This is a genomic window from Klebsiella sp. KTE92, from assembly GCF_000398905.1.
In the GTDB taxonomy this organism is placed as follows: Bacteria; Pseudomonadota; Gammaproteobacteria; order Enterobacterales; family Enterobacteriaceae; genus Klebsiella; species Klebsiella variicola.
Map to the genome: position 1 here is coordinate 942260 of NZ_KB976100.1, position 13291 is coordinate 955550.

Below are 13291 nucleotides of genomic sequence, written 5' to 3' on the forward strand. Positions count from 1 at the left end.
ATTTACGCACGAATGGTATCGTCGCCGAAACCAATCCACTTATAGGTGGTTAACGCTTCCAGCCCCATCGGGCCGCGGGCGTGCAGCTTCTGGGTGCTGACCGCCACCTCCGCGCCAAGGCCGAACTGGCCGCCGTCGGTGAAGCGCGTGGAGGCGTTCACGTAGACGGCGGAAGAGTCCACTTCATTGATAAAGCGGTTGGCGTTACGCAAGGTGCGGGTCAGGATGGCGTCGGAGTGCTGGGTGCCATGTTCGCGAATATGGGCGATAGCCTCATCCATATCGGCCACCACTTTGACGTTCAGATCCAGCGACAGATACTCGTCGTCATACTGCTCCGCTTTCACCGGCTCGACTTTCGCAGGGCCGTTTTGCAGCGTGGGGAGGGCGGAAGGGGCGGCGTGCAGGGTGACGCCGCTCTCGGCCATCTGCTTGCTTAACGCCGGCAGGAAGGTGTCGGCGATGTTGCGGTGCACCAGCAGCGTTTCCACGGTATTGCAGGTGCTCGGCCGCTGGGTCTTGGCGTTGACGATGATCTTCAGCGCAGGGGCGATCTCGGCGGTTTCATCAACGAAGATATGGCACACGCCAATCCCGCCGGTGATCACCGGGATCGTTGACTGCTCGCGGCACAGCTTGTGCAGGCCCGCGCCGCCGCGGGGGATCAGCATATCGATGTATTTATCCATCTTCAGCATTTCGCCCACCAGCGCGCGATCCGGGCTCTCAATGGCCTGTACCGCGGCGGCCGGCAGACCGCACTCCTGCAGCGCCTGCTGGATCACCTTCACCGTGGCGGCGTTGGTGCGCCAGGTCTCTTTCCCGCCGCGCAGGATCGCTGCGTTGCCGGTTTTCAGACACAGGGAGGCGACGTCGACCGTCACGTTGGGACGCGCTTCATAAATCACGCCAATCACCCCCAGCGGGACGCGGCGACGTTCAATACGCAGACCGCTATCCAGCAGCCCGCCGTCGATCACCTGGCCGACCGGATCGGCCAGATTGCACACCTGGCGCACATCGCTGGCGATGCCGCTCAGGCGCGCCGGGGTCAGCGCGAGGCGATCAAGCATCGCTTCACTCAGGCCATTGGCGCGAGCTTCAGCTAAATCTTCCGCGTTGGCGCGCAGAATATCGTCGGTCTGCGCTTCCAGATAATCGGCGATCTTTTCCAGTACCTGGTTCTTTTCCCGGCTGGAGAGTAACGCCAGCTGCCAGGAGGCCGCTTTGGCGGCAATGCCCATTTGTTCCAGCATTTTCAGCTCCTTAACGGATGATCATATCATCGCGGTGGACGGCCACCGGGCCGTATTCGTAGCCCAGAATGGCATCGATTTGCTGCGAGTGCTGGCCGGCGATAAGGCGCAGCGCGTCGCTGTTGTAGCGGCTGACGCCGTGAGCGATATCGCGTCCTTCGCTATTGCGGATGCGGATCACTTCGCCGCGGGAGAAGTTGCCGCTGACGATTTTGATGCCTTTTGGCAACAGCGAACTGCCTCTTTCGAGGATCGCCTGGGTCGCGCCCGCATCGACGGTCAGTTCACCGGCCGGCGGGGCGCCGAAGATCCAGCGCTTACGGTTCTCCAGCGGAGACTCCTGCGCGTGGAAGCAGGTGCCTACCGGCAGGCCTTCCATCGCGTGGCCGATGACGTCCGGGCGGTTGCCAGCGGCGATAATGGTATCAATCCCCGCGCGGCAGGCGACATCCGCGGCCTGCAGCTTGGTGCCCATGCCGCCGGTGCCGAGTCCGGAGACGCTGTCGCCGGCGATGGCGCGCAGCGCGTCGTCGATGCCGTAGACGTCTTTAATCAGCTCCGCCTGCGGGTTGCTACGCGGGTCGGCGGTGAACAGGCCTGGCTGGTCGGTTAACAGCAGCAGCTTATCCGCTCCGGCGAGGATCGCGGCCAGTGCGGAGAGATTGTCGTTATCGCCCACTTTGATTTCCGCGGTGGCGACGGCGTCGTTTTCGTTAATGACCGGGACGATGCTGTTATCCAGCAGCGCGCGCAGAGTGTCGCGGGCGTTGAGGAACCGTTCTCTGTCTTCCATGTCGGCGCGGGTCAGCAGCATCTGGCCAACGTGAATGCCATAGATAGAAAACAGCTGTTCCCACAGCTGGATCAGACGGCTTTGTCCCACCGCCGCCAGCAGCTGCTTGGAGGCGATGGTGGCGGGCAGTTCCGGGTAACCAAGGTGCTCGCGCCCGGCGGCAATGGCCCCGGAGGTCACGATGACAATACGGTGTCCCATGGCGTGCAACTGTGCGCACTGGCGCACGAGCTCAACGATATGGGCGCGGTTCAGGCGGCGGGACCCGCCTGTTAAAACACTGGTGCCCAGTTTTACCACCAGCGTCTGGCTTTCACTCATGATTCTCTGCCGTTCAAAAGGAATATCGATATCGAGCTGATGTTGTAGCAGGAGTCGGCCCGCTTGCCAACACCCGGGGCGGCGGGCGCGCCATTTTATTGCGCGGGATCGGGCATTCTGGAGAGGGGATGTGACAAAAATATGTCAGATACATTTAAATACTCTTTTTTATAAAAAGTTCCACCTTGTCATAAATATTTAATCTCCCGGCGTTAAAAAACTTCCTGTTTTTGATGGGCGAGCGCCCGCAATTGAATAGCGCGTATAAATAAATCACCAGGACTGAATAATGAAAAAGAGTACTCTGGCATTAATGATGATGGGCTTTGTGGCTTCAACAGCGACGCAGGCAGCGGAAGTTTATAACAAGAACGCGAACAAACTGGATGTGTACGGCAAGATCAAAGCCATGCACTACTTCAGCGATTATGACAGCAAAGATGGCGATCAGACTTACGTGCGTTTCGGTATTAAAGGCGAAACGCAGATTAACGACGACCTGACCGGCTATGGCCGTTGGGAATCTGAATTCTCCGGTAACAAAACCGAGAGCGATTCCAGCCAGAAAACCCGTCTGGCGTTCGCCGGGGTGAAGCTGAAGAACTACGGCTCCTTCGATTACGGTCGTAACCTTGGCGCCCTGTACGACGTGGAAGCCTGGACCGATATGTTCCCGGAATTCGGCGGCGATTCCTCTGCCCAGACCGATAACTTTATGACCAAACGCGCCAGCGGCCTGGCGACCTACCGCAATACCGATTTCTTCGGTCTGGTGGATGGTCTGGATATGACCCTGCAGTACCAGGGTAAAAACGAAGGCCGTGAAGCGAAGAAACAGAACGGCGACGGCGTTGGCACCTCATTAAGCTATGATTTCGGCGGCAGCGACTTCGCCGTCAGCGCGGCCTACACCAGCTCCGACCGTACCAACGATCAGAACCTGCTGGCCCGCGGCCAGGGTTCGAAAGCGGAAGCCTGGGCGACCGGCCTGAAATATGACGCCAACAATATCTACCTGGCGACCATGTATTCTGAGACCCGCAAAATGACCCCGATCAGCGGCGGTTTTGCCAACAAAGCGCAGAACTTTGAAGCGGTGGCGCAGTATCAGTTCGACTTCGGTCTGCGTCCGTCCCTCGGCTATGTGCTGTCGAAAGGGAAGGATATCGAAGGGGTGGGTAGCGAAGATCTGGTTAACTACATTGACGTGGGCCTGACCTACTACTTCAACAAAAACATGAACGCCTTCGTGGATTACAAAATCAACCAGCTGAAAAGCGATAACAAACTCGGCATCAACGATGACGACATCGTCGCGCTGGGTATGACCTACCAGTTCTGATTGACCGCAGAACCACCCGCCGCAGCCCTGGCTGCGGCTTTTTTTTTAGCGGCGATTCTTCGCCAGATGCAGGGTGTCGCTGTTCATGGTGATCTGCGCGTTATACTCCTTCGGCAGACGACGCGCCTGATAGAACGCCGATTCCCAGTAAGGGTTGTCCAGCGAAGAGCGCATCACGCCCTGGCTGCTCGAGGCGTGAAGGAAATTATGATCGGTATCGTAAAAGCCAACGTGCATCCCGGCCCGGGTGCGGAAGAAAACCAGATCGCCGGGACGTAAATCGCGTTTATTGACCCGCACGCCCATGTGCAGCAGCTCGCGGGTGGTGATCCGCTCCATCGGCAGGTTAAAGCGATCCTTCAACGTGCGCCAGACGAAACCCGAGCAGTCGACGCCGCTTTGTTCAGTACCGCCCCATTCATAGGGGGTTCCCTGCCAGGTGTGCATCTGATCATGCAGGGCCGCCACCACCGGGATCAGATCGTCCGATCCGCCGTCAATGGTCATATCCGCATGAGATTTTGTGTTCTTTGCCTGTTTCGGTGAGGAGGAGCATCCTGCCAACAACAAAAAAGGAATTAAAAAGAGAGCATGCGTCAGTTTTGGCTTCATATCGTTATTTTCGAAGTAGCAAGCAGACTGCTTTGTTTTATAGCCGATTAAAAAGAACGGCTGAATAAGCCGAGGCCGCCTTTACGTTTATTTACGATTAAAAATAAACAATCAGGCGAGAGATCACCCATAAAAGGCAGTTGTCACTTCCGAACGGCCTGTGCCAGGATTCTGATTAAACATTTCACGAGGCATTCCATGACGCATTACGCCATCTCTGGTGAGACTTTGCCCGGCGCCGCTTTCGACGCGGGGTGGATGACGTCTGCGCTTCATCATTGCTTCACCACGCTCTGCCCACCGCCTCCCCCTCCAGACCGGGTTGTTTTCGACGCTTAACGCCGTCTTTAGCAGGCGCTTACCTGCCGGTATGACGCTTGATACCTTGTGTTTGACGTTCTGGAGCATGCTATGCACGTTCGCTATTCTCTGCTCGCCTCGCAGGCGACAACGGCCATTTTTGTGCTGCTGTGGGGCAGCGCGGCCATCTTCACCCGCTGGGGACTGGACAACGCTTCGCCGATGGCGCTGCTGGTCTTTCGTTTTCTGATTGCCCTGGTCGCGCTGGCGCCGCTGGCCATCGTCCGTCGGCGCTGGCTACCCGCGCCGGGCACCCGCCTGCAGACAGCGGCCACCGGCCTGATGCTGATTGGCGGCTATTCGGTCTGTTACTTCGAGGCGATGGCTAACGGTGTGACGCCGGGACTTATCGCCACCATCATGGGGATCCAGCCCATCCTTACGCTTTGCGTGGTGGAGCGTCGCCTGCAGGGGCGGCGGCTGTCAGGGCTGCTGATTGCCCTGGCGGGGCTGGTACTGCTGGTGTGGCGCAGCCTGGCGGCCTCGCCGATGGCGATGGTGGGGATCCTGTTTGCGCTGGCGGCTCTGCTGCTGATGACCTTTGGCGCGCTGTGGCAAAAGCGCAGCCGTCAGGCGCCGGCGGATGTCCTGCCGCTGCAGTACGCTGTCAGTCTGGGGCTGTGCCTGCTGATTGCCCCGGTCAGCGGCTTCCAGTTTACCGTTAACGCCGGGTTGATTATTCCGGTGCTGTTTCTCGGGCTGCTGATTTCGGTGGTCGCCCAGTTGCTGCTGTATCGTCTGCTGAGCGCGGGAAATATTGTTAATGTCACCAGCCTCTTTTATCTGGTGCCAGTGATCACGGCGCTGCTGGATTATCTGCTGCTGGGCAACCGGCTGCCGGCGGCGGCGATGGTCGGTATGGTGGCGATCATCGGTGGGATCGTGCTGGTGTTCCGCACCGCGAAGATCCGCGCCGGCTGATGGCGAGCCGGGCGCTGCGGCGTCCGGTTCATTTTCCTGTCATCTTTTTTACGCATGCTCCCGGCAGCTTATTTTGACCAGTAAGGGAAAGTACCATGGGCAACACGCTGACGATTTTTGATCTCGATAACACCCTGATACAGGGCGATAGCAGTACGGTCTGGAGCCAGTTTATGGTTCGCGAAGGGCTGGCGACGCAGAAGGGGTATCTTGCCCGCGAGGCGCGGTTAATGGCGGATTATGACCGGGGAGAGATGAATATCGCCGATTATGTGGCCCTGATCCAGGCGCCGCTGGCCGGAATACCGAAGTCGGACGTTGATGCGCTGGTGGCCCGCTGCGTGCGCGAGGCGATCCTGCCCCGGGTCTATCCGCAGGCGTGGGAGCTCATTCGTCGTCTGCGGGCCGAGGGGGAGCAGATGCTGATTATCTCCGCCTCGGTTAGCCTGCTGGTGCAGGCGGTGGCCGCCGCGCTGGAGATTGATCAGGCGCTGGGCATTGACGTGGAGATGGTCGACGGCGGCTACAGCGGGGTCATTGCCGGGATCCCTAGCTATCAGCAGGGGAAGGTGGCGCGTCTGGCGCAGTGGCGCGAGGCGCATCCGCAGTATGACGGCGAGGTGACTTTCTATACCGATTCCATTAACGATCTGCCGCTGTGCCTGCATGCGGATCGCGTGCGGCTGGTCAATCCCTGTCCGCAGCTGCAGGCGGCGGGTGCCGGATATGGCTGGCCGGTGCTGAGCTGGCGGCTGGAATAGCGGAGCGGATAAATATTTCTTCGGGTTCAGCCGTTCCAGGCCGGATAAGCCCTGTAGGCCGGGTAAGGCGCCAGCCGCCACCCGGCGAAATATCGGCGCAACCGGAAATGTCCCTGCTCGCGCTACGCTTAGCAGGGCTACCACTCCTGTGTTATTTCCGGGCACATTGCGCTCCCAATATTTTTTCTGCGCTATGTCACTCATGGCGCAGGGAGCGCACAGGGGGCGGCCAGTCGCCGCCGCCCCCTGTACCCCCGGGCTCCGGCCAGCAACATCGCCACTGCGTGGTGCCTTCGACTTATCCCTGCAGGCTTCGGGTCGGGCCGAGGCAGCATCCCTGCAAAACACGGCCCTCAGCCCGCATCCATGCGGGCTGCCCCGGCCTTCCGGGAACGTCTCAGCGATGTTGAGGCCGCCAGTACCGGCAGTTTCAGTTGCCCCAGGCCCGGCGGTGAGTCAACAGCCAGTCCTGGACGAGTAGGCCGGATAAGGCGAAGCCGCCATCCGGCGCAAAGGTGTGCTAGCGTCCGCCCTGATACAGCGGCACCGCGGCGCCGCCGATATAGCGACGGCGCAGCCAGGCGGAAAGGGTGTCCATGATCATCACCACCGCCACCAGCAGCAGGGTGATAAACATCACCACATCCCAGTTCCACAGGCGCATGTTCTCGGCATAGATAAGCCCGATACCCCCGGCGCCGACGAAGCCCAGCACCGCCGCGGAGCGGGTGTTGGATTCAATCTGATACAGGCTCAGGGCGAGGAAGGTTGGGAACGACTGGGTAAAAATGCCAAAGCGATGCTTTTGCAGGCCGTTCGCGCCCACGGCGGTCAGCCCGCGCCCGGGCGAGCGGTCCACGGCTTCGTGTCCTTCCGCGTACAGCCGTCCCAGCAGACCGGTGTCCTGCATGATGATCGCCAGCACCCCGGCCAGCGGCCCGAGGCCGACCGCGCGCACGAAAATCAATCCCCAGATAGCCATGTCGATCCCGCGCAGCACATCAAACAGGCGGCGCATCAGCAGAGCGAGGGTCCCCAGCACCACGCCGCGCATGATGTTGCGGGCGGCAAAGAAGGAGAGCAGCAGCGCCAGCACCGTGGCGGTCAGCGTCCCGGCGAAGACGATAGCCAGGGTGATGCCGATTTGCGTGAAGTAATAGCCGAACGGCCAGTTCCAGAAGTCGTGCCAGACGAACATCCGCGCCAGGTAGCGGCCAATCTGCTGCAGACCGGTGGTCAGCTGCTCGCCGCTGATGCCAAACTGCAGAAAAAACCAGACGTAATAGAGCACGCAGGCCAGCGCTACCAGTCCAACGTAGCGCAGGTAGCGCCCCTGAACCTGATAGAGCTGTTTATGCTGCCGCCGGCTGGCGGCGATATCCGGTTGCATGTGCCAGACGCTCATTTCTTACCCTCCAGTACCCACAGGCGCAGACGACCGGACAGCATGTCCAGCGCCGACACCACCAGAATGATCAGCAGCAGGGTGATGCTCACCTGATCGTAGCGGTCGAGCTTGATATTGGTCATCAGCTCCTGGCCGATACCGCCCGCGCCCACCAGCCCGAGAATCGTCGACGAACGGAAGTTGATTTCAAGCCGCATAAAGCCGTAGGAGAGAAACAGCGGTTTCACTTGCGGCCACAGGGCGAAGCGGATTTTCTGCAGCGGCGACGCGCCGCAGGCCGCCAGGCCGCGTACCGGTTTGTTTTGCGCGCTCTCCACCGCCTCGTAGAACAGTTTGGTCAGGCTGCCGACGGTGTGCAGCATCAGCGCCAGAAAGCCCGGGATCGCGCCGATGCCGAACGCCATGACAAAGATCACCGCCCACGCCAGCTCGGGCATGGTGCGCAAAAACGCCACCAGTACCCGAATGGCAAAGCGTACCGGCGCTGGGGTCCAGGCGTTGTTGGCGGCGAGGAACGCGAAGATGGTGGCAATGGCGACCGCCACCAGCGTCGAGGCCAGCGCCAGCTGCAGGGTTTCCCAGATGAGCGGCAACTGGATCGGCAGGCGATAGCCCCACCAGGCCAGCGAGCCTTTGGTCTGCACATCGGCGAACAGGTTACCGGCACTCAGAGGCGGAATGGTCTCTGCCATATAGTCAAAGAAGTGGGGCAGCGAGTGCCAGATGGTCAGCAGATTAAATTCTGCGGCGCTGCCGGCGGCAAAATAGAGCGCCAGCAGGAGTAACGACCAGCAGACGGTATCGCGCTTTTGCCGCGAGCGTACCTGCTGGTAATAGCGTTCAAATTCGGTGTGGGTCGTCTTCATGCGTCGGGGATCTTCAACGTAGCGCCGCCGCTCACCCTGGGGGCAAGCAGGCGGCGTTGAGGCAGGATTAACGCGCGCTCACCAGCTCGCGTTTCATGTCGATAATCTGCTGGAAGTCAGCCACGCTGCCCGGACCGATGTGCTGGGTACCGCCCATCGCTTTGATAAAGCAGGCGTGATCCTCGGTGTCCAGTTTTTTCACCGCCGCCACGACCTTCGCCTTAAAGTCCGCCGGCAGCGCATTGCTCACCAGGATCGGGCCGTTCGGGATCAGCGGCGATTGCCAGATAATGCGGATCTGCTTCATCAGATCCGGATGATCCATGCGAATCAGACGGTTGAACGCGCCGGTGGTGTAGCCGGTGTTGTAATCGCCGACCATCGAGGTCCAGGTGACCGCGCCCGCGAACTGACCGTTCAGCACGCCGAGGATGTCCTGCTCGTGGCCGCCCGAGAAGGTGACGCTGGAGAAGGTATTGTTGTATTTGTTGTCGGCGTTTCCGCCAAATTTTTCTTTAAACGCATGGTTAGGGATCAGATACCCGGAAGTGGAATCCGGATCGGCGAAGCCGAAGGCTTTGCCTTTTAAATCGTCCAGCGTTTTGTACGGGGAGTCGGCTTTGACGATCACCACGGAGTGATAGCCGCGAGACTGATCTTTATCGTCCACGGCGATGCCGACGATATCCACGGCTTTCGGGTTATTGATATAAACCGAAGCGTAAGAGGAGGGGGACATGCTCAGCACCACGTCGACTTTACCCCCCAGCAGACCCTGGATCACCCCGGAATAGTCGGAAGAGTTACGCAGTTTGGTATCCACGTTCAGCTCTTTATCGAGGAAGGTCTTCACACACTGGTTATCACCGATTTGCTGGGTGGCGTTCTGCCCGCCGAGAATGCCCAGATTCAGCTCTTTCGGCTGCGCTGCCGCCGCCTGCCATGCCATCATCATGCCCGCGACCACTGCGGATAAACGAACTGCGCCAGTCATATATTTTTTCATTATGTTGCCCGTGTGAGTGAAATTAATGCAATTGGCTAACTTCATCGCCGTACAGCTGCTGCAGCACATCCTGCGTCAGCCGGGAGGGGTGATCGTCAAAAATAAGCTGGCCGCTGGCGACGCCGATAACCCGGGTGCAGTAGGCCTTCACCAGCTCTACCGAATGCAGGTTCACCATCACGCTGATGCCCTGCTCGCTGATCTCGCGCAGCACATCCATGATGCGCTGGGTGTTCTTCGGATCCAGCGAGGCGACAGGTTCGTCGGCCAGCAAAATGCCGGGGTTTTGCATCAGCGCCCGGCAGATTGCCACCCGCTGCATCTGTCCCCCGGAGAGATTCTCCGCCCGCTGCAGCGCGTGCGGCAGCATGTTCATCCATTCGAGCAGCGCAATGGCGCGCGCCCGGTCGGCGGCGGGGAAAATTTTAAACAGCGACTTCAGGGTTGAAGTCTGGCTGAGGCGGCCAAGCAGGACGTTGGTGAGCACGTCGAGGCGCGGTACCAGGCAGAAGTCCTGAAAGATCATCCCGCACTGACTGCGCCAGGCGTTGAGTGAGCGGCCTTTCAGCTTTGAGACATCGTGTGGCATACCGACTTCCGGATAGCTAAGAATTTCACCGCCGCTGGCGCTGTGCGTACCATTAAGGACATGCAGGAGCGTCGATTTGCCGGCGCCGGAGCGGCCAATGACCCCGACCATTTCACCGGCGTGCAGGTCAAAGCTGATGCCGTCCAGCACCTTGTGCTGAGCATGATAGGCTTTAGTCAGGTTACGCACGCTTAAGACCTTCCGCTGCAGGCCGGTATCGAGATCGGTGAACGGCTGGAAATCAGTTTCGGCCACCGCGGCAAGAGAGCTGTTCATAAGAGTGTCCAGGTTCGTCATTAACTGGGCACTATTAATAGGTCTTTATATGAAATTTCGATGACGGTATTGCGAACAAAGCGTGAACAGGCGGGAAAAGGCGGGGATGACAGGCCGACCGCGCGGCTTGCTGACCGCTGGCGAAGCCTTGAAAAGCGGCTATGCTTTCGGGGGGCGCGAAGGCAGGCGCACCCGTGACGGCAGGCACCTATCGGCAAAACTCGTTTTATCTTGCTAATGAGGTCTGTTTAATCGAATAGATAATGCTTCTACCTTTGTTTAGCATTCATCATTCCGCAGAATTAACATATGCATAACTATTTTGTGCGGCAGGTTAATCTATTCATGTGGCTTATGAATTGGTAAATCATCCTGGTTATTGCTTATATTCAGAGTTATATTCTTTATTTTGTTGTTAATTTGGTTTATTTGACAACTCCATCCTGCCCCTCATTAAGAATATTCCTAACATAATAGGGCGAAGATCCTGGGTAATATAAAGCACAAGTAAGAATTGAGGGTAATATTGCCAATAACCTCATGAAAATAAATGTCTTTTTCCACTCCTCAAAAATCCGATATTTTCAGTTTTTGTAAATATTGACCCAGGCACGAAATTGATTGCCTGTCCGCGTGTTGACACTCCATAGGAAAAAACTTAAATTCAACGCCATGCAGAAATAATTAAAATTAAACCCGGCTTATCAAATATTGATAAGTAATGCGTGTCTTATTTAATGGCGATTTATTAAAGGAAGCGAATACGCCAGTTAACTTTGTAGGCCTGGCAAACAGTGAAGTTGTAAAAATGATTACTTCAAGGACTATGAGGTTAAAAACTATATGGAATATAAATGCTGTTCCGATAAGTACATTTGGTCTGCCCATGACTCCTACTTCTATAAAGGACTATCCGAACTCATTCTGGATATCGATGAATTAATTTATCTGTCGCAGGAGAAGATTAGAAAGGATTTTGTGTTTATCAATCTCAACACGGCTTCTTTAAATGAATTTATCAGGCGCGATAGCGAATGGCTATCCGCGGTAAAGGGGAAACAGGTCGTATTGATTGCGGCCAGGAAATCAGAAGCCTTAGCAAATTACTGGTATTACAATAGCAATATTCGCGGCGTGGTATATGTTGGCCTGAGTCGCGATATTAGAAAAGAACTGGCCTACGTAATTAATGGCAGATTTCTCCGCAAAGATATTAAGAAAGATAAAATTACTGACCGGGAAATGAAAATAATCCGCATGACCGCTCAGGGCATGCAGCCGAAATCGATCGCCAGAATTGAAAATTGTAGCGTGAAGACAGTATATACCCATCGGCGCAATGCTGAGGCCAAACTGTATTCCAAAATATATAAGTTAGTTCAGTAACACCCAGGCAATATTGTTTTTTAAATGGTTCACCGGGACATCATGTCCTTAATTCAACTCAGGATGAAAAAGCGATGAAAAAAAAGGTTCTGGCAATAGCTCTGGTAACAGCGTTTACCGGTATGGGTGTGGCGCAGGCTGCTGACGTAACGGCTCAGGCTGTTGCGACCTGGTCGGCGACCGCTAAAAAAGACACCACCAGCAAGCTGGTTGTGACCCCGCTCGGCAGCCTGGCATTCCAGTACGCCGAAGGCATTAAAGGCTTTAACTCGCAGAAAGGTCTGTTTGACGTGGCGATTGAGGGTGACGCAACGGCGACCGCCTTTAAGCTGACCTCGCGCCTTATCACCAACACCTTAACCCAGCTGGACACCTCCGGCTCCACGCTGAGCGTGGGTGTGGATTATAACGGCGCCGCGGTCGAAAAAACGGCAGATACCGTGATGATCGATACCGCTAACGGCGTGCTGGGCGGCAACCTCAGCGCGCTGGCTAATGGCTACAACGCCAGCGGCCGTACCACCGCGCAGGATGGTTTCACTTTCTCCATCATCAGCGGCACCACCAACGGCACCACCGCAGTGACCGATTACAGCACCCTGCCGGAAGGGATCTGGAGCGGCGACGTCAGCGTCCAGTTCGACGCCACCTGGACCAGCTGATCCTTCTGATGCACCAGCAGGGGGGGCTCCCCCTGCTTTTTTCACGGACGGAATTGTTATGAAAAAGCACCTTCTGGCTCTCGGGCTGCTGCTTGTCGGGGTGTCGCCGGCGCAGGCGCTGGATGTCGGCGATATCTCATCTTTTATGAACAGCGGCAGCAGCACGCTGAGCAAAACAATCAAGAACAGCACAGACAGCGGTCGACTGATCAATATCCATCTCGAACGGCTCTCTTCCCCGCTGGATGGTGGGCAGGTTATCCCGATGGATAAACCGGATGAGGTGCTGCTTACCCCCGCCAGCCTGCTGCTACCCGCTCAGGCCAGCGATGTCATCCGTTTCTTCTACAAAGGCCCGGCGGATGACAAAGAGCGTTACTACCGCATTGTCTGGTTCGATCAGGCACTCAGCGATGCCCAGCGCGATAACGCCAACCGCAGCGCGGTAGCGACGGCGTCCGCCCGCATCGGCACCATTCTGGTGGTGGCGCCCCGGCAGGTGAATTACCGCTTTCAGTACGCCAACGGCTCTCTGACCAACACCGGGAATGCGACGCTGCGGATCCTCGCCTACGGCCCTTGCCTGAAGGCCGCCGACGGTAAGGAGTGTAAAGAGAATTACTACCTGATGCCGGGTAAATCGCGCCGTTTTACGCAGGTGGACACGGCGAATAAAAAAGGACGGGTTGCGCTTTGGCAGGGTGAGCAGTTTGTTCCCGTGAAATAGACAGT

At 57.4% G+C, this 13291-nt stretch carries 13 protein-coding genes; 6 read left to right on the forward strand and 7 right to left on the reverse strand.

Annotated features, from left to right (window positions below; genetic code table 11):
• Positions 1-2 precede the first annotated feature (2 nt).
• Positions 3-1256 (reverse strand): glutamate-5-semialdehyde dehydrogenase, encoded by a 1254-nt coding sequence (gene proA, locus A1WC_RS20635; RefSeq protein WP_016160355.1) that lies wholly within the window; start codon positions 1254-1256, stop codon positions 3-5.
• Between the two features lie 10 nt (positions 1257-1266).
• Positions 1267-2370, reverse strand: coding sequence for a glutamate 5-kinase (gene proB / locus A1WC_RS20630; protein ID WP_008805306.1), 1104 nt, complete (start codon positions 2368-2370; stop codon positions 1267-1269).
• 289 nt (positions 2371-2659) lie between these two features.
• Between proB and phoE the strand changes: the two genes are divergently transcribed.
• Positions 2660-3712 carry a phosphoporin PhoE gene (phoE, locus tag A1WC_RS20625; protein WP_008805307.1) on the forward strand — a complete coding sequence of 351 codons (1053 nt, stop codon included), beginning with the start codon at positions 2660-2662 and terminating at the stop codon, positions 3710-3712.
• Positions 3713-3757: 45 nt separating this feature from the next.
• On the opposite strand, the gene A1WC_RS20620 is transcribed toward phoE, so the two are convergent.
• Positions 3758-4324 carry an NlpC/P60 family protein gene (locus tag A1WC_RS20620; RefSeq protein WP_004222859.1) on the reverse strand — a complete coding sequence of 189 codons (567 nt, stop codon included), beginning with the start codon at positions 4322-4324 and terminating at the stop codon, positions 3758-3760.
• Positions 4325-4735: 411 nt separating this feature from the next.
• Between A1WC_RS20620 and A1WC_RS20615 the strand changes: the two genes are divergently transcribed.
• Together A1WC_RS20615 and A1WC_RS20610 are read left to right on the forward strand one after the other, a co-directional pair.
• Positions 4736-5605: a DMT family transporter gene (locus A1WC_RS20615; RefSeq protein WP_016160356.1), complete on the forward strand. Its 870-nt coding sequence runs from the start codon at positions 4736-4738 to the stop codon at positions 5603-5605.
• 95 nt (positions 5606-5700) lie between these two features.
• Positions 5701-6366 carry an HAD family hydrolase gene (locus tag A1WC_RS20610; protein WP_012542740.1) on the forward strand — a complete coding sequence of 222 codons (666 nt, stop codon included), beginning with the start codon at positions 5701-5703 and terminating at the stop codon, positions 6364-6366.
• 520 nt (positions 6367-6886) lie between these two features.
• Here A1WC_RS20610 and phnE (A1WC_RS20605) read toward each other — a convergent pair.
• From phnE (A1WC_RS20605) to phnC, 4 genes are all read right to left on the reverse strand, one after another.
• Positions 6887-7771 carry a phosphonate ABC transporter, permease protein PhnE gene (gene phnE / locus A1WC_RS20605; RefSeq protein ID WP_012968865.1) on the reverse strand — a complete coding sequence of 295 codons (885 nt, stop codon included), beginning with the start codon at positions 7769-7771 and terminating at the stop codon, positions 6887-6889.
• Positions 7768-8640 (reverse strand): phosphonate ABC transporter, permease protein PhnE, encoded by an 873-nt coding sequence (gene phnE, locus A1WC_RS20600; RefSeq protein ID WP_012968864.1) that lies wholly within the window; start codon positions 8638-8640, stop codon positions 7768-7770. Before phnE (A1WC_RS20600) ends, phnE (A1WC_RS20605) begins: the two co-directional genes overlap by 4 nt.
• Positions 8641-8707: 67 nt before the next feature.
• Positions 8708-9646 (reverse strand): phosphonate ABC transporter substrate-binding protein, encoded by a 939-nt coding sequence (gene phnD / locus A1WC_RS20595; protein ID WP_032691132.1) that lies wholly within the window; start codon positions 9644-9646, stop codon positions 8708-8710.
• Positions 9647-9668: 22 nt separating this feature from the next.
• Entirely contained in the window at positions 9669-10511 is an 843-nt protein-coding gene (phnC, locus tag A1WC_RS20590) for a phosphonate ABC transporter ATP-binding protein (protein WP_016160357.1), read from the reverse strand.
• A gap of 843 nt (positions 10512-11354) precedes the next feature.
• Here phnC and ecpR point away from each other — a divergent pair.
• The 3 genes from ecpR to A1WC_RS20575 all read left to right on the forward strand — a co-directional run bounded on the left by ecpR (position 11355) and on the right by A1WC_RS20575 (position 13286).
• Positions 11355-11897 (forward strand): ECP biosynthesis operon DNA-binding transcriptional regulator EcpR, encoded by a 543-nt coding sequence (ecpR, locus tag A1WC_RS20585; RefSeq protein ID WP_008805314.1) that lies wholly within the window; start codon positions 11355-11357, stop codon positions 11895-11897.
• Between the two features lie 74 nt (positions 11898-11971).
• Positions 11972-12559 carry a common pilus major fimbrillin subunit EcpA gene (gene ecpA, locus A1WC_RS20580; protein WP_012542737.1) on the forward strand — a complete coding sequence of 196 codons (588 nt, stop codon included), beginning with the start codon at positions 11972-11974 and terminating at the stop codon, positions 12557-12559.
• Between the two features lie 58 nt (positions 12560-12617).
• The gene (locus A1WC_RS20575; protein ID WP_008805316.1) at positions 12618-13286 is read left to right on the forward strand and encodes a fimbrial chaperone EcpB; all 669 of its coding nucleotides are present in this window, start codon (positions 12618-12620) and stop codon (positions 13284-13286) included.
• Positions 13287-13291 lie beyond the last annotated feature (5 nt).